Annotated in this window: 15 protein-coding genes; 6 read left to right on the top strand and 9 right to left on the bottom strand. The window is 74.4% G+C overall.

Features of this window, described 5'->3' with window-relative positions; translation table 11 throughout:
- Positions 1-74: 74 nt before the first annotated feature.
- Both ACGF3A_RS13980 and ACGF3A_RS13975 read left to right on the top strand, forming a co-directional pair.
- Positions 75-1,133: a LacI family DNA-binding transcriptional regulator gene (locus ACGF3A_RS13980; RefSeq protein ID WP_393730666.1), complete on the top strand. Its 1,059-nt coding sequence runs from the start codon at positions 75-77 to the stop codon at positions 1,131-1,133.
- A gap of 62 nt (positions 1,134-1,195) precedes the next feature.
- Complete coding sequence (locus ACGF3A_RS13975; RefSeq protein WP_393729298.1) at positions 1,196-1,828, top strand: antibiotic biosynthesis monooxygenase; 633 nt, start codon at positions 1,196-1,198, stop codon at positions 1,826-1,828.
- Here ACGF3A_RS13975 and ACGF3A_RS13970 read toward each other — a convergent pair.
- Positions 1,807-2,208: a hypothetical protein gene (locus tag ACGF3A_RS13970; protein ID WP_393729296.1), complete on the bottom strand. Its 402-nt coding sequence runs from the start codon at positions 2,206-2,208 to the stop codon at positions 1,807-1,809. The two genes, ACGF3A_RS13975 and ACGF3A_RS13970, sit on opposite strands and share 22 nt — an antisense overlap.
- 77 nt (positions 2,209-2,285) lie before the next feature.
- Between ACGF3A_RS13970 and ACGF3A_RS13965 the strand changes: the two genes are divergently transcribed.
- Positions 2,286-3,167, top strand: coding sequence for a glycosyltransferase family 2 protein (locus ACGF3A_RS13965; protein WP_393730663.1), 882 nt, complete (start codon positions 2,286-2,288; stop codon positions 3,165-3,167).
- Here the strand turns inward: ACGF3A_RS13965 and ACGF3A_RS13960 are convergent.
- The 8 genes from ACGF3A_RS13960 to ACGF3A_RS13925 form a co-directional block, all read right to left on the bottom strand.
- Positions 3,129-3,824 carry a DUF2064 domain-containing protein gene (locus ACGF3A_RS13960; protein WP_393729294.1) on the bottom strand — a complete coding sequence of 232 codons (696 nt, stop codon included), beginning with the start codon at positions 3,822-3,824 and terminating at the stop codon, positions 3,129-3,131. The two genes, ACGF3A_RS13965 and ACGF3A_RS13960, sit on opposite strands and share 39 nt — an antisense overlap.
- A 244-nt stretch (positions 3,825-4,068) precedes the next feature.
- A complete protein-coding gene (gene eis / locus ACGF3A_RS13955; RefSeq protein ID WP_393729292.1) occupies positions 4,069-5,238 on the bottom strand; it encodes an enhanced intracellular survival protein Eis in 1,170 nt (389 codons plus the stop codon).
- Positions 5,235-6,362 (bottom strand): DegT/DnrJ/EryC1/StrS family aminotransferase, encoded by a 1,128-nt coding sequence (locus ACGF3A_RS13950; RefSeq protein WP_393729290.1) that lies wholly within the window; start codon positions 6,360-6,362, stop codon positions 5,235-5,237. Before ACGF3A_RS13950 ends, eis begins: the two co-directional genes overlap by 4 nt.
- Before the next feature lie 16 nt (positions 6,363-6,378).
- Positions 6,379-6,861: a cupin domain-containing protein gene (locus tag ACGF3A_RS13945; protein ID WP_393729288.1), complete on the bottom strand. Its 483-nt coding sequence runs from the start codon at positions 6,859-6,861 to the stop codon at positions 6,379-6,381.
- Between the two features lie 27 nt (positions 6,862-6,888).
- Entirely contained in the window at positions 6,889-7,809 is a 921-nt protein-coding gene (locus tag ACGF3A_RS13940; protein ID WP_393729286.1) for a hypothetical protein, read from the bottom strand.
- On the bottom strand, positions 7,806-8,984 hold the full coding sequence (locus ACGF3A_RS13935; RefSeq protein ID WP_393729284.1) for a class II D-tagatose-bisphosphate aldolase non-catalytic subunit: 1,179 nt from the start codon (positions 8,982-8,984) through the stop codon (positions 7,806-7,808). Before ACGF3A_RS13935 ends, ACGF3A_RS13940 begins: the two co-directional genes overlap by 4 nt.
- Positions 8,985-9,001: 17 nt before the next feature.
- Complete coding sequence (locus ACGF3A_RS13930; RefSeq protein WP_393729282.1) at positions 9,002-10,192, bottom strand: galactosyltransferase-related protein; 1,191 nt, start codon at positions 10,190-10,192, stop codon at positions 9,002-9,004.
- Between the two features lie 439 nt (positions 10,193-10,631).
- On the bottom strand, positions 10,632-11,276 hold the full coding sequence (locus tag ACGF3A_RS13925; protein ID WP_393729280.1) for a GntR family transcriptional regulator: 645 nt from the start codon (positions 11,274-11,276) through the stop codon (positions 10,632-10,634).
- A 121-nt stretch (positions 11,277-11,397) separates the two neighbouring features.
- On the opposite strand from ACGF3A_RS13925, the gene ACGF3A_RS13920 reads away from it, so the two are divergent.
- From ACGF3A_RS13920 to ACGF3A_RS13910, 3 genes are read left to right on the top strand one after another with little or no spacing between them, the layout of a single operon-like run.
- The gene (locus ACGF3A_RS13920) at positions 11,398-12,750 is read left to right on the top strand and encodes an MFS transporter (protein WP_393729278.1); all 1,353 of its coding nucleotides are present in this window, start codon (positions 11,398-11,400) and stop codon (positions 12,748-12,750) included.
- The gene (locus tag ACGF3A_RS13915; RefSeq protein ID WP_393729276.1) at positions 12,750-14,366 is read left to right on the top strand and encodes an amidohydrolase family protein; all 1,617 of its coding nucleotides are present in this window, start codon (positions 12,750-12,752) and stop codon (positions 14,364-14,366) included. The genes ACGF3A_RS13920 and ACGF3A_RS13915 overlap by 1 nt, the downstream gene beginning before the upstream one ends.
- Before the next feature lie 30 nt (positions 14,367-14,396).
- Complete coding sequence (locus ACGF3A_RS13910; RefSeq protein WP_393729274.1) at positions 14,397-15,536, top strand: mandelate racemase/muconate lactonizing enzyme family protein; 1,140 nt, start codon at positions 14,397-14,399, stop codon at positions 15,534-15,536.
- Positions 15,537-15,539 lie beyond the last annotated feature (3 nt).

The following is a 15,539-nucleotide window of genomic DNA, read 5'->3' as shown; positions in this document are numbered from 1 at the left end:
AGGGGAGCGAGGAGAGACCGGTGGCAGACAGGGTCGGGGACAGGGTCGGGGAACAGCCTCCGAAGCGGCCGACGATGAAGGACATCGCCCGCGAGGCGGGGGTGTCCGCGAGCGCGGTGTCCTTCGCGCTGAACAACCGCGCCGGGGTCTCCCCCGGCACCCGCGACCGCGTGGTGCGCGTCGCCGAACGCCTCGGCTGGCGGCCCCACTCGGCGGCACGCGCGCTGTCGGGCGAGAACGCGGGCGTGCTCGGCATGGTGCTGGCCCGCTCCGCGGGGAGCCTGGGCGTGGAGTCCTTCTTCCTCCAGCTCATGTCCGGCATCCAGCGCGCGCTGGCCCCGCGCGACCACGCGCTGCTCTTCCAGATGGCCGACAGCCTGGACGCCGAGTGCGAGCTGTACCGCCGGTGGTGGGCCGAGGGCCGGGTGGACGGCGTGGTGGTCGTCGACCCCCGCACCGAGGACCCCCGCCCGGCGCTCCTCACCTCGCTCGGGCTGCCCGCCGTGGTGGTGGGCGGAATGGCGGACGAGGAGGCGCAGGGGTCCGAGACCCCGCGGCTCTCCAACGTGTGGGCCGACGACGCAGGCGCCATGGCCACGATCGTGCGCCACCTCTACGGCCTGGGGCACCGGCGTGTCGCCCACATCGCGGGCGTGGCGGGCTTCGCGCACACCGAGCGGCGCATCGCCTCGCTGCGCGCGGAGGCCGCGCGGATCGGCCTCGCCGACGCGCGGTCCGTCACCACCGACTACACCGACGCGCAGGGCGCCGAGGCCGCCCGCCGCCTCCTCGCGCTGCCCGCCCCGCCCACGGCACTGATCTGCGACAACGAGGTGATGGCCGTCGCCGCGGTGAGCGTCGCCGCCGAGCGGGGGCTCGCGGTGCCGCGCGAGCTCTCGATCGTCTCGTGGGAGGACTCCGTGCTGTGCCGCACGCTCCACCCGCAGCTCACGTCGCTCTCCCGCGACACGGAGGAGTTCGGCCGCCGCGCCGCCGAACAGCTCCTGGACGTCCTCACCGGCGGCCCCCTCCGCCAGGTCCGCGTCCCCCTCCCGACCCTCACCCCAAGAGAGAGCACAGCACCGCCGCCACCGGCATCGGCATCGGCATCGGCATCGCCGGAGACCGCATAGGCGGCGTGCTCAGCCAGTCGTAGGTCCTGCGGCCGACGCGAGCTGCGTGTGAAGGCGGGAAGATGGCGTTCGGCACCTGGCAGGTGGGGACACCGGGACGGCAGCAGGCCACTGCTGAGGCAATCGCCGACGCATGGCGCGCCAGGCCCTGGCCGGGCCCCGGCCTGCGGTCGTACACCGTGCTGGCCGCCGACGACGCCACCACGCTGCTGCACTTCTCCCAGGTCAGCGACCTGGACAAGGTCCCGGCACAGGACCTGGCCTGGAAGGAGGAGGTCGATGCGGCCGTCCCCGGCATCGAGCGGACCGGAGTGGTCGCGGCCAGACTGCGCCGGAGCACGCCCCTCCACGGGCCGGCAGCCGGGGCCGGATGCGTGGTGCTGGTCACCCGCGTCTTCGACGGCCCCGACACCGCGCGGGCGAACCGGCTGGTGGACGCGATGTTCCACAGCAGCGCCGACACACCACCCGCCGACGGGCTGCTCTCCGCCCACTTCTATGTGAGCACCGACGGCACCCGGGTGTTCGCCTACGCGCTGTGGGCCACCGCCGAAGCTCACCGCGAAGCCATCGAGCACCGTCCAGCCCGGCTTGAGGCGAACGAGCAGTGGCAGCGGGCGCACGCCTGGCCCGGCCTGCTCAGCACCGCCTTCCAACGGTTCCGCCCGGCACTTCAGCTCACCCGCGTCCGATAGCCCCCGCGAGGGGTGCGGGTGAATCCGGTGGGGTCGGTCAGGTAGCGGTCGAGGTCCGGGTCTTCGTGGAGTGCGGCAGACTCGTCGTGGATCCGCCACGCCGGGCCGAGTTCGGCGCGCAGGCGGCCCAGCGCCCGGCGTACCGCGTCGTTGAAGTGCCGGCATTCCGCTTCGCGCCACGGGCCCGGGTGCGGCGGGTAGTCCCAGTTCAGGGATGTGTCGTAACGGGCCGTCAGCCTGTCGAGGCCGTCGCGGAGGTCGTCGCTGATCGGCAGGCGGTCCAGATCGACCGGGTATCCCCATTCCTCCCGGTCCTCGGGCGTGGCGGCCCACAGGACGCCGCCTGACCCGGCGTCGAAGAAGAACCTGGCGGTGGGCATGACGTCGGCCTCCCGGGACGCGTTCCGGTTCGAGCGACCTTCACCGTACTTGCCCACTACGCTCGCGCCCCATGGCGATGCGCACTTCCTCCCCGCCGCGCTACGGCGCGATCCTGCTGACGATGAACGACCGGCCCGAGGACTTCCCCCGGGCGCTGGACTCGCTGCTCGCGCAGGAGGGGGTCGAGCTGGAGGTCGTCGTGGTCGGCAACGGCGTGGTGCCCGCGCAGGTGCCGGACGGGGTCCGGAGCGTCACGCTGCCGGAGAACGTGGGCATCCCCGAGGGCCGCAACGCCGGGGCCCAGGCCCTGAAGTCGGGGCCCGAGCTGCTCTTCTTCATGGACAACGACGCCGTGCTGCCCGACCCCGGGCTGCTCGCCTCGCTGGCCGCCGAGATGGCGAAGGACACGCGGCGCGCGTACATCCAGCCACGCATCGCCGACCCGGACACCGGCGTGACGATGCGCCGCTGGGTGCCCCGGCTGCGCGCGGGCGACCCGGAGCGCGCGGGGACCGTGACGATCATGGCGGAGGGCGTGGTCACGGTGCGGCGCGACGCGTTCGAGGCCGCCGGGGGCTGGCCGGGGCACTTCTTCCTGTACCACGAAGGCGTGGACCTGAGCTGGAAGTTGTGGGACCTGGGTCATACGGGCCACTACGCGCCGGACCACGTCGTGCACCACCCCGCGACCGACCCCGCACGGCACGCGGTCTACTACCGGCTGGTGGCCCGCAACCGGGTGTGGGTCGCGCTGCGCAATCTGCCCTGGCCGCTCGTGCCGCCGTACCTGGCGGCGTGGGTGCTGCTGACGCCGTCCCGGATCCGGGGGCTCGCCGCGCTCCGGACCTGGCTGGGCGGCTTCCGTGAGGGGCTGCGCGGGGGCTGGGGCGAGCGGCGGCCGATGCGGTGGCGGACGGTGCTACGGCTGACGCGCGCGGGACGGCCCCCCGTCGTGTGACGCCTGCCCGGCGCGCCGCCGGGCGAGTTCGGCGGCGAACCGCGTCCCGGGCGCGTCGGCGGCGACGGCCCAGGCGTCCTCGGGCGTGTCGACGTCCCGCAGCACCGGCAGGTCCCGTACGGCGAGCCCCGCGCCGGTCAGCCTCTCGCGCTGCGCGGCGCCCGTATGCGCGGTGGACATGGGGACGCCGCGCAGCAGCGACGGGTCGGGGCGGGCGAGTCCCAGCAGCCAGAAGCCGCCGTCGGCCGCGGGGCCGAACAGCGCGTCGAAGTCGCGCCAGGCCTCGGGCCCCGTGGCGTCGGCGAGGTGCGCCGGGGTGAGCTGCGGGGTGTCCATGCCGACGAAGAGGGTCGGCCCCTCGCAGGCCGCGAAGGCCGCGGCGATCCGCTCGTCGAGGCCGCCCTCGACCTGCGGCACGATCTCCAGCGGCGGCGCCCCGTACGGCAGTCCGCGCGGCAGCCATGGTCCGGGCTCGCCGTCGAGCACGAGGACGCGGCGGCGCGCGGGGGCGGCGAGCACGGCGTCGAGCGTGTCGGCGAGCGCGGCGGCGGCCAGCGCGGCGGCACCGTCCGGCGTGAACGCCGGGCTGAGCCTGGTCTTGGCGAAGCCGGGGCGGGGTTCCTTGGCGAGGACGAGCAGGTTGGTGGGTCCCGGCATGTCGCCTCCTCGGTGGCGCCGGAGCATGGTTCCCGAACGGGAGGGGGATGGAGGAGCGCCCCGTGGTGCGCCTCCCTGGGGGCGAGCACCCGAACAGGCAGGAGGCGACCGGCAGCGCTCCGCCCCGGACGGCTGCCCGGGCCGCCGCGCCGTCCCGCGATCCTCCCCGCCGCCTCCGACCCGAGTAAGGACCGGTCGGGCGCCCGACAGGGGTAGCCGATCGTCGAGGGTCGCCGGAGGGGGATCAGAAGGTCTCCGGGAGCCATGGCCCCTGCCCCGTCGTGAGCGCGTCCAGCAGGTCGGCGGCGTGCGGGTCTCCGGCCGCCGTGCCGTACGCGTAGGCCTGGCGTACGGTCAGCGCGCCCGCGTACCAGGCGGCCAGGGCCCCCGCCGTGCAGCGCACCGTGCCGTCGCCGCCGCGCCGCACTCGCGTGCGGCCCTCCTCGAAGGTGAGGGTGTACGGCGTGTTCCGGCCGTCCGGCGAGGTGACGTCGAGCCCGACCGTGCCGCGCGGGACCGGCGACCAGCCGCGGGCCTCCAGGGCGCGCGGCACGTCGAGGAGCGTGAGCATCCAGGGGTACCAGCCCTCCTCCCGCACCGTGTACTGCCCCAGAGACCACAGCAGCGGGCCGGGGCTCGGCAGGACCGCGCGGCGCAGCCTGATCTCGCGGACCTGTGGCGAGCGGGCCGTGACGGCGTCGAGCAGCGCGGGGAGGGCGTCGGGCCCGTCGTGCCAGAGGTCGTGCACGACGGCGGCGACGCCCCACGGCTCGTACGGCTCGACGGTGACCGTCGCGTATCCCGTCAGGGTCCCCTCGCGCGTGACGCCCACGGTGAGGGGGTCGGTCAGTACGCGGGCGCGCCAGCCCTGCCACCAGTGGGGACGGTCGAGCGGGCCGTTCCACGCGGGCGCGAGGCGCCGCCGCAGCGCCGCGCACTCCTCCGGGTCGGGCCGTACGGCCGTGAACCCGGGCTCCGGGGGCGGGAGTCCGGCGGGGCTGAGGGTGTGGCTCGCGGCGACGGAGACGGCCTCCCAGCCCCAGCGGCGGTACAGCCCGACGGCGGGGGTCCAGGCGCAGGCGACGGCGGCGCCGTGGGCGTCCCGCAGCCGCTCGGTGCCGTACGCGGTGAGGCGGCGGGCGAGTCCGGCGCCGCGCTCCCAGGGGGCCACGGCGAGCCAGGCCACTCCCCCGGACGGCACAGGCCGTCCGCCGAAGTGCTGGGCGAAGGGCAGGAAGAGCCCGCCGCCCAGCACCTCGTTCCCCCTGGCGGCGACGGCGGCGTGGCCGTGTGCGCGCAAGGTGCCGTGGTCGTAGGGCACCTTGCCGAACGCGTGCGGGGCGAGCGCCAGATAGCGGCCGAACTCGGCGTCGTCGGCGGCCTCCCGCACCGTGACCGGCACTGTCGTCGTCATCGGAAGTACCGCTCGACCGCCTCGCACACGTGCCCGAGCTCGGCCTCGTCGAGGTCGGGTCGTACGGGGAGGCAGAGCGTCTGCCGTGCCAGTTCCTCTGCGACGGGGAAGCCGCCCGATCGGTTCCCCCGGCCCCCGGAGGAGAGCGCGGGCTGCCGGTGGAGGGGGACCGGGTACCGGACGACCGCGTCGACGCCGCTCGCCACGAGGTGGGCCAGGAGCCCGTCCCGTACGGACTCGGAGGCGGCGCGGACCTGGAAGAGGTGGTACACGTGCTCGTCCGGGGCGGCGCCCGGGGCCTGGAAGCGGAGCGGGAGGTGCGCCAGCCGCGCGTGGTAGGCGGCGGCGACCTCGGCGCGGGCGGCGTTCCACGCGTCGAGGCGGTCGAGCTTGTGGAGGAGGACCAGGGCCTGGAGGGTGTCGAGGCGGGAGTTGTAGCCGAGGATCTCGTGCTGGTTCTGCGCGGGCTGACCGAAGTGGCGCAGCAGCCGCAGCCGTTCGGCCAGCTCCTCGTCGCCCGTACTGACGGCGCCCGCGTCCCCGGCGGCGGCGAGGTTCTTGGACGGGGCGAAGCTCCAGCAGCCCGCCGCCGACACGGTCCCGACCCGTACGCCCGCGCTGCGCGCGCCGATCGCCTGCGCGCAGTCCTCGACGAGCGGGACCCCGGCGTCCCGGCAGATCTCCCGGGCGCGGGGCACGTCGGCGGCCCTGCCGAACATATGGACAAGGATCACGGCGCGGGTGCGCTCCGTGAACGCCGCCGGGAGCTGGTCGAGGTCCATCAGGAAGTCGTCGTCGCGGCAGTCCACGTAGACGGGGACGGCGCCGCGGCGGGCGACGGCCTGCGCGGTGGCGTGGAAGGTGTTGGCGACGGTGACGACCTCGTCGCCGGGGCCGACGCCGAGCGCGTCGAGGGTGAGGATCAGCGCGTCCGTACCGGAGTTGACGCCGATGGCGTGGCCGGTGCCGAGGTAGGCGGCGAGGCGGGTCTCGAACTCGGCGACCTCCTCGCCCAGCACGTAGCCGCCGCGCAGCAGCACCTCCTCGATCCGCTTCAGCAGCTCCCGCTCCCGGCCCTCGAACTGGGCGGGGTAGCGGTACTTGGGAACGGTGAAGTCACCCATCGCGCGGCCCTCGCCCTCAGTGCTCGCGGGCGATGCGGCCGTCGCCGCGCCCGTAGTCGTCCTCCAGGCGGACGTTGTCCGAGCCGTCGTCGTACGTCGAGACCTCGACCAGCACGATGTCGGTGACGGCCTCGACGCGGTGGACGGCGCCCGGGTCGACGTGTGCGAGGGTCCCGGCGGGCATGGGCATCCGCAGGTTCGCGCCGTCCCGCCGCTCACGGTAGTGCATGACGGCCTCGCCCTCCAGGATGAAGTAGCTCTCCCTCTTGTGCTCGTGGTACTGGAGGCTGGTGCGGTGGCCCGCGGCGATGCGGATGAACTTGAAGCCGTACGGGCCGTCCTTCTCGTGCAGCCAGCGCTCCTGGCCCCAGAGCTTGACGACCTTCTTCGTGTCGGCGAACTCGACGACCCGCACGCCGGGCGCCACGTGGCGGGGCTCGCGCGCCTCGTGCGCTCCGGTGTCGTGGGCGGGCTCGCGGATCGAGTCCCTGGTGTCCATGGTGTGCGGTCCCTTCGGATCGTCGGGTCAGCGCGCCCTGATCTGCGTCGGTGCCGTCTCCCCCTCGTGGAGGACGACGGGGAAGACCATGTCCGGCCACGTACGGGTGCGGCGGACGCAGCCGTTGACCGAGCGGTGCGGGGGCCAGGCGGCGGGGTCGGCCATGCCCCAGCGCGCGAAGGCACGCAGCAGCACGGGGTCGGCGGGGACCCACGCGCCGTCCACGGGCAGCTCGGCCCAGTGGTGGAGGGTCGTGAACGGCGGCGTGATCAGCATCCCGCCGCCGTGCCGCGCGGTGAGGCCGCGCGCCTCGGCCTCGCGCAGCAGCACGGCGGTGGGGATGACGCAGTTGCACAGCCCCGTCTCGCGGGTGAACCCCTCGTCCTGGGCGAGCCCTTCGGGCAGCACGTACAGCTCCCAGTCGGCGACGAGCGCGAGCAGCGCGGCCTGCTCGGCGCCGAAGAGGGTGGTGTCGGACGGCATCCGTACGTGCGCGTCGAACACCCCGGGCCGGGTCTCGCGCAGGCTGCCCGGCACGACGGCCGTGGCGAATCCGGGGTCGGGCGCGAACGCGCAGTCCCGGCCGGGGTGCGGCGGCCCGGGGCACTCGGCGGCGACGGTGATCTCGCGGTGGTGGTCGCCGCCGCGCGCCGCCCGCTCGTCGAGGGCGTGCGCGGTGCGGCTGAGCGCGGTGAAGTACGGGGAGGGCAGCCGCAGGTAGAGGCTGAGATTGTGCAGGTCGGTGCGCTCGTACGTACGGGCGCCGCCCGCCCGGCGGTGCGGGAGCCCGGCGTCGAGCAGCGTCTCCAGGAGGGGCCCGTCGATGGCCCACTGCTCGTACGCGAAGGCGGCGTCCTTGCCGAACCGGCGGTGCGCGTCGGGAACCCTGCGCACCCGGTCGACGGCCTCGCGCACGGCCTCTTCGCTCAGCGTGGGGGCGGGCGTCACCGGTGCGCCGCCCGGACCGCGCGCAGGCAGCGTTCGACGCGCTCGGCGACGGCGTCCTGGAGCAGCGCGTCGAGCGCGGGTCTGCCGCGGGCGCGCAGGGCGTGCGCGGCCTCGTCGCGGACGTGGCGTCCCTCGTCGGTGCGGAAGACGTAGTGCCCGGCGATCACGGCGCGTTCGGCGTCGGTCGCGGTGGTCGGGTCGAGCATCCACTTGCGCCACTCGCCGCTGTCGTGGGCGCGCGCGAGGAAGGTCTCCTTGGCCCGGGGCAGCTCCATCTCGTCCAGGATGCGCAGCAGGGCGCGGGTCTCGGCGACGCCGAACTCGGGCGCGACGTTGAACGCGTCGACCCCGGCGGCGAGCAGCAGCCGCGTCTCCTCGGGGGTGAGGTAGTCGCAGTTGTGGGCCTTGAGGAGCAGGCCCTCCTGGTGGCAGGTGGCGGCGAGGGTGGAGACCTGGCGCAGGGTCTCGGCGCGGGCGTGCGGGTCGTGGAAGCGGCCGACGTTGCGCAGCTCGGCGACCTTGGTGCCGGTCTGCGCGACGACGTAGCGGGGGCGGGGCGCGCCGGTGCCGTCGATGCCCTCCAGGACGTGGCGGAGCGCGGCCTTGAAGGTGTCGGGGTCGTTGGTGCTGACGCCCTGGGGCTCGAAGCCGATCTCGTACGCCACGGTGACGCCGAGCCGCCGCGCCTCGGCGTGGCAGCGGGCGTACAGCTCGACGAGGCGGGAGGCGGCGGCGTCGAACGGCACGGGCCCGGTGCCTGTGCCGTTGCCCGGGGGGCCCTGCGGGCCCTGCGAGGTGTCGATGTGCAGCAGCCCGAAGCCGGAGGCCAGGTCCTCCGCGAAGGAGCGGGCGCAGGAGTCGAGGGCCGCGGCGGGGTCGGCGAGGCCGTGCTCGGCGGTGTGCATCCAGGGCCCGCCGTGGTCGCGGCAGAGCAGCGTCAGCCCGTCGGCGTCGCGCTCCCGGACGCGGTCGGCGAACTCGCGCGTGGTCCAGCCGAGATAGCCGCCCCCGAAGGCCGCCGCGTCGACCTGGCGGCGGCTCGGGATGAGCATCAGCGGGGTGCGGGCGCGGTGGGCGACCGTGAGCGCGGCCTCGACGGTGTTGCGGGAGACGGCCCCGACGCCGAGGACGGCGCCGGCGCCGGGCACGGGACGTACGGGTTCCCTGCGTTCCATGGGCTGCCGGGCCTTCCTCAACGGGACGTCCGTGCGCGGAACTTGTCCAGGTCGCCGATCTCGGAGTCCGGGGGCCAGGTGCACCAGGGGAAGGAGTCGTAGGCGCCGAGGCTGTCCTCGTACCAGTCGCCCGCGCGGGGGTGGTAGAGGTGCACGGTGGGGTCGCTGTGCCGGTCGAGGCAGCCGTAGAGGTCGGTGCGCCAGGTGAAGTCGTTGTCCGCGCCGCCCCATCCGGCGGTGAACCGCTCGTCGTAGCCGCCGACGCGCGCGAAGAGGCTGTCGCGCAGCCAGATGCAGGCGCCGGGCATCCGCCGCAGGTGCACGCCGCGCAGCTCCTCGTAGGAGGGTGCGGCCCGGCCCTCCAGGCAGCGCTCGGTGACGGCCTGGTGGGCGGAGCCCTCGTCGAGGTAGAGGATGTCCTCGAACGGCCAGTGCGCCATGGCGCCGGGCACGCGGAAGCGGGCGAGGGCGCGCTCGACGAACCGGCGGTCGACGAGGATGTCGGCCTCCAGCACGCACAGCAGCTCGGCGGGCCTGGCGCCGTGCACGACGCCCGCGTTGACCGCCCAGGAGTAGTTGAACGGGCCGTGGTTCTCGGCGAAGAGGTACGCGTCGCAGTGCGGGCCGTAGACGCTCTCCCAGCGGGGCTCGGAGTCGGACTCCACGACGACGACGCGGTAGCTGTCGCGCGGCACGCTCTGGTCGGCGAGCGCGTGCAGCACGGCGGCAAGATTGCGGGTCCTGTGCCCCTCCCCGCCGCGCTCGCGGAAGGGGATGACGAACGCCGCCTCCACCTGCCCCGCGGGCCTGGCCGCTCCCCCGGCCGTACGGAGGATGTCGCGGGCGCGTGGCGCGCCGAGCCCGGCGGGGCGCGGCTCGCCGTGCCGCATGCGCAGCCGCGAGGTGGTCTCGGCCTGCCAGACCAGCGCGGCGAGCGGCGGATCGCCCTCCCCGAGCTGCGGCACGAGCGCCCGGGTCAGCTCCCGGCACGCCTCGGCGTCGGCGGGGTCCTTGGAGACGGCGGCGGCGAGCGTACGGGCACGCGCGTCCGGCAGTACGGCGAGCGCGTCGGCGACGGCGCGGTGCGCGTCGCGCGACCAGACCCAGTAGCCGGGCGCCGCGGACTGGGCGAAGGGGTCGGAGGCGATCACGAGACTGCTCACCGCGGCGTCCGCCAGGGTGGCCGGTTCCAGGTGCCTCCAACTCATCCGCGTCCCCTCGCCCTCGCCGCCGGTGGATGACGTCTCATGCTCGGCTGAGGCCAGAGCCCCCGACAGCCCCGGTCGACCGCCCACGTGGAGGAGGCCGATCGGCTAGGGCGTGTCCGCCGCATCCTGGTCGCCCCCTGCTGTGGCTACTGGGCAGGGGCTGCCCCATGCCGTGCGTTGCAGAGTGCGGCTGCGTCGTGGCCTGTCGCGCAGTTCCCCGCGCCCCTAGAGGTACGCGGCACTCCTCGGAGCGCCCCGTCAGGGGCGCGGGGCTGTGTCGATTTGCGGCTCCGCCGCGTGGGCGCGACCGGTTCAAGACTCCTGGGCTTGCCCATCTAGGGGCGCGGGGAACTGCGCGAGCGACCAGCCACGGCCCGCAGCCTGCGGCGGACAGGTGGGGCAGCCCCTGCCCAGCCCTCAGCTGAGGGCGACCGCCGCGTCAGCGGCCGAGGTAGATGCCGATGTGCTCGGCGATCTCGCCCCCGGCACGGGCGGCGTCGCCGGAGCGGAGAGCGTCGAGCAAGGCACGGTGCTGATCGACGACGGCGCCGGGACTCTCATGGTGGGGCGCGTCCCGGAGGAAGTAGGCCCGGACCCGAGGCTGAATGGTGCGCCAGATGCGCAGCGACTGGGTCTGCCCGGCGGCGGCGATCACGGCCTCGTGGAACGCGACGTCGAGGTCGGCGAGCGCCTTGGCGTCCAGGGGCTCGGCCGCGGCGGACTCCATCTGCCGTACGAGCGCGTCGAGGGCCTCGAACAGTTCCTCGTCGCCCGCCTCGGCCGCGTCGCGGAACGCCGCCTTCTCGATCACCAGGCGGATCGGGACGAGGATCTCCTCGATCTCCTTCTGGGTGATCTCGGCGACGACGGCGCCCCGGTAGGAGTGGGTGACGACCAGCCCTTCCTGCTCCAGGACCATGATCGCCTCGCGGACGGGGCCCCTGCTGATGCCGTAGTGCACCGAGATGTCCCGCTCGACCAGCCGTTCGCCCGCGGCCAGTTCGCCGTGGGCGATGCGCTCGCGCAGGTTGCGCAGGATCCAGTCGCGCCGGGATTCGGGCGGTGACGTGGGCGGTGCCGCCATCGTGCGGGACTCCTTCGTTCGGCCGGTGGCCACGGTAGCAGATGGTCGATGGTTGACCATCTGCCATTTCCTCGTCTACGTTCGGCGCCCTGGACCACGGGGTCCGCAGAGAGGCGGAGCGATGGAGCTGACGAAACCGGTGGGCGCGGCGGCGCCGACAGGGCGCGTGGAGGGCAGCCGTGGCGTGCCCGGCAAGGTCACGACGGCCGCGGTGCTGGGGACGGTGCTGGAGTGGTACGACTTCGCGATCTACGCGTCGATGGCGGCGGTGATCGGGCGGCTGTTCTTCCCCTCGGACGATCCGACCGTCTCGCTGCTGGTGACGTTCGCGTCGTACGCGGTCGGGTTCGTGTGCCGTCCGCTGGGCGCGATCGTCCTCGGGCGGCTGGGCGACCGCGCCGGGCGCCGGAGCATGCTCGCGGTCACGATGGTGATCGTCGGCGCCGCGAGCGTACTCATCGGGCTGCTGCCCACCCACGCCACGGCCGGGGTGCTCGCCCCCGCGCTGCTCGTGGCGCTGCGCATGCTCCAGGGCCTGGCGGCGGGCGCGGAGTGGACGGGCGGGGCGACGTTCCTGATCGAGTACGCCCGCACGGGCCGCCGCGGGCTCTACTCCGGCGTGGTGCAGGCGTCGACCGTCGCGGGCTTCCTGCTGGGCACGGGCGTGGCCATGGTCGTCGTACGGCTCATGTCCCAGGAGACCGTGGACAGTTGGGGCTGGCGCGTCCCGTTCCTGCTGGGCGGGGTCGTCGCGGCGGTCGGCCTCTTCGTCCGCCTCAAGCTCGACGAGTCCCCGGCCTACCGCGCGCTGCGCGAGGCCCAGGCGGAAGAGAGCCCCGCTTCCGGCGGCGAGGCCGGTGTCCGTTCCGGTGACAGCCCCGAGGGGGAAGGGGCCGAGACGCGGCGGGGTTGGGTGCTGGTGCTGGGGATCGTGTTCGGGGTGACCCTCTACGGGTACACCGCGACCAGCTTCCCCGCCTTTCTCGACGCCGTCGGCGCCCTCTCCCTCGCGGACGCGCTGACGACGAACGCCGTCGCGCTGCTGATCGAGGTGCCGCTCATCGTCGCGGCGGGCGCGCTGTCCGACCGGATCGGGCGCAAGCGGCTGATGGGCGGCGCCCTGGCGCTCTACGTACTGGCCACGTATCCGGTGTTCCTGCTCGCCACGGGCGGCACCTTCGCCGGGGCGCTGGTCGGGCAGATCGTCTTCGTCGTCCTGTTCGCCGCCGTGTCCGGGCCGATGGCCGCGCTGTTCGTGGAGCTGTTCCCGACCAGGGTCCGCTCGACCGCGTTCTCCAGCTCGTACAACATCGGCGCCGCCGTCTTCGGCGGAACGGCACCCCTCGTGAACACGTACCTCGCGACCGCCACCGGCATCGAGGTCGCCCCCGCGTTCTATCTGATCGTCGGCGCGCTGGTCTCGCTCGCCTTCCTCAGCCGGGTGCGCGACCGCCACAAGGAGGAGCTGCGCTGATGTCCACCACCGAACTCCTGCTCTCCGGCGGCCAGGTCGTCGACGGTACGGGCGCGCCCGCACGCCGTGCGGATGTCGCCGTACGGGAGGGGCGTGTGCTCGCCGTCGGTCCGGCCCTCGAAGGTGACGCGGCCCGGCGCATCGACGTGACCGGACTGACCGTCGTGCCCGGCTTCATCGACCCGCACAGTCACAGCGACTGGTCCGTGCTGGGCAACCGGGACGCGCAGAGCACCGTCCGGCAGGGCGTCACCACCGAGGTCGTCGGAAACTGCGGGGTGACCTACGGGCCGCTGGCCAGGACCGGTACGGGCGCCGACGAGGCCCGTCGCGCCCTGCGCGCGTACGGGTACGAGGGCCCGGTCGACTGGCGGACGTTCCCCGAGCTGCTGGACGCCGTGCACCGGCGGGACGGGGGCACGGCGCAGAACCTCGCCTGGCTCGTGGGGCACACGGCCCTGCGCGACGCCGCCGGAGTGCGTGGCTCCGACCCGGGCCCCGACGGGATCGCGCGGATGGCGTTCCTGCTCGAAGAGGCCATGGACGCGGGCGCGCTCGGCATGTCCAGCGGCCTGGAGTACGGCTCCGGACGGGACGCGTCCACCGCGGAACTCGCCGACGTCGCGGCCGTCCTGGCGCGGTACGACGGGCTCTACGCCAGCCACATCCGCAACCGGGACGCCCGTCTGCTCGACGCCGTGGAGGAGTTCGTCACCGTCGCCCGCCACAGCGGACTACGCGCCCAGCTCTCCCACCTCAACGTCCGCCACGGCACCGGCGCGCCCGACGGCGCCTGGCACGACGCGGTCGACCGGCTCGCCGCCGAGCGGGACGCGGGGCTCGACGTGCTCGCCGACATGACGCCGTACCCGCACGGCATCGGGCTCGCCACCGGGCTGCTGCCCGGCTGGCTGCTGGCCGACGGCCCGGCGGAGGCGGCACGCCTGCTCGACGACCCCGGGGTGCGGGGGCGGCTGCGCCGGGACTGCGACCGCTACTGGCGGTTCGTGCACAGGGGCCAGTGGGACCGGGTCGTCCTCGCGACGAGCCCGGCGACGCCCGAGCTGGAGGGCCTGCCGTTCCCCGAGATCGCCGCGCGGCGCGGCCAGGACTGCTGGGACGCGTTCTTCGACGTGCTGCGGGCCGCCGGGCCCGACATGGGCGCCGTACAGCTCATGGGGCGGCTGTTCACGCCCGAACACGTCGCGGAGGCAGTGGCCCATCCGTTGTTCTGCCTCGGCGTGGACGGCTTCACCAGCCGTACGGAGGGCCCGCTCGCGGCACGGACCCGCCATCCGCTCTTCTTCACCGGGCACGTCCACTATCTCGCGCACCACGTGCTGCGCGCCGGGACCCTCCGGCTGGAGGAGGCGGTGCGGAAGATGACCTCCATGGTCGCCGACCGCTTCCGGCTCACGGGACGCGGCCGTGTCGAGGCCGGGCACCACGCCGATCTGGCCGTGCTCGACCTGGACGTCCTCGCGGCCCAGGACACGTTCGCGTTCACCGGCACGTACGCGGCGGGCGTGCCGCACGTACTGGTCAACGGCGAACTCGTCGTCCACGACGGCCGTCACCTCGGCACGCGCCCCGGCAGCTTCCTGACCGGGCGCTGAACCCCCACACCCCTTCCGTGAAAGGACACCATGAAGATCGTTGACGTCAGGGCCACCGGACTGCGCGGCGCGACGCCCGAGGGCGGCTGGCAGGAGGAGCTGGCGCAGGACGACGTCGTGCACACCCTCGTCGCCGTCCACACCGAGGACGGGACGACAGGCATCGGCTCCGTCTTCACCAGCGAGAACCTGGTGCGCGGCGCGCTGGAGGTGCTGCGCCCGCTGCTGATAGGGGCCAACGCGCTCGAACCGGAACGCACCGGCGAGCGGCTGCACCGCGCCACCTTCTGGCTCGGGCGCGGCGGTTCGGTCACCCACGCGATCAGCGGCGTCGACACCGCGCTGTGGGACATCCTCGGCAAGGTCACCGGGCAGCCGGTCGGGCGCCTCCTCGGCGGCCGGTACCGCGACCGGGTCCGGCCGTACGCCTCCCTGCTGATGGACCGGCCCGAGCCGCTGCGGGACCACCTGCTCGCGCTGCGCGAGGCGGGCTGGACGGCGTTCAAGATCGGCTGGGGTCCGTTCGGCCGCCACGACTCCGCTCTCGACGAGCGCATCGTCGCCGCCGCGCGCGAGGCCGTCGGGCCCGGGGCGGCGCTGATGGTCGACGCGGGCGCCAGTGACAGCGCGTGGAGCCAGGGGTACAAGTGGGCGCTGCGCACCGCGCGGATGCTCGACACGTACGGCGTCGACTGGTTCGAGGAGCCGCTGCCGCCGGACGCGCTGGAGGACTACGCGCAGCTCCGCAGGCTCGCGCCCGTCGCGATCTCCGGCGGCGAGGTCCTCACCCGACGGCAGGCGTTCCACCCCTGGATCGAGCGGGGCGCGCTCGACATCGTCCAGCCCGACGTCACCAAGGTGGGCGGCATCAGCGAGCTGCGCCGCATCGGCTGGGCCGCGCACGACCACGGCGTCAAGCTCGTGCCGCACGGCTGGAACACGGCGGTCGGGCTCGCCGCCGACCTCCAGCTCGCCTCGGCGCTGCCCGACACCGACCTGGTCGAGTACGTCACCGGCTCGCCCTACGTCGACGACCTCACGGCGTGTCCGTGGCGGCTCGACGAGGACGGCATGCTCATCATTCCGGAGAAGCCCGGCCTCGGGATCGAGGTGGACCCGGACAAGCTCGCCCGGTACGCCGACGCCGAGCACCTCTTCGCCGCCGCGTGAGAC

Origin of the sequence: Streptomyces sp. NPDC048172 (assembly GCF_043202595.1) — a bacterium.
Taxonomy (GTDB): domain Bacteria; phylum Actinomycetota; class Actinomycetes; order Streptomycetales; family Streptomycetaceae; genus Streptomyces.
Note: the sequence above shows the minus strand (reverse complement) of the source record. Positions and strands in the feature narration are given on the sequence as shown.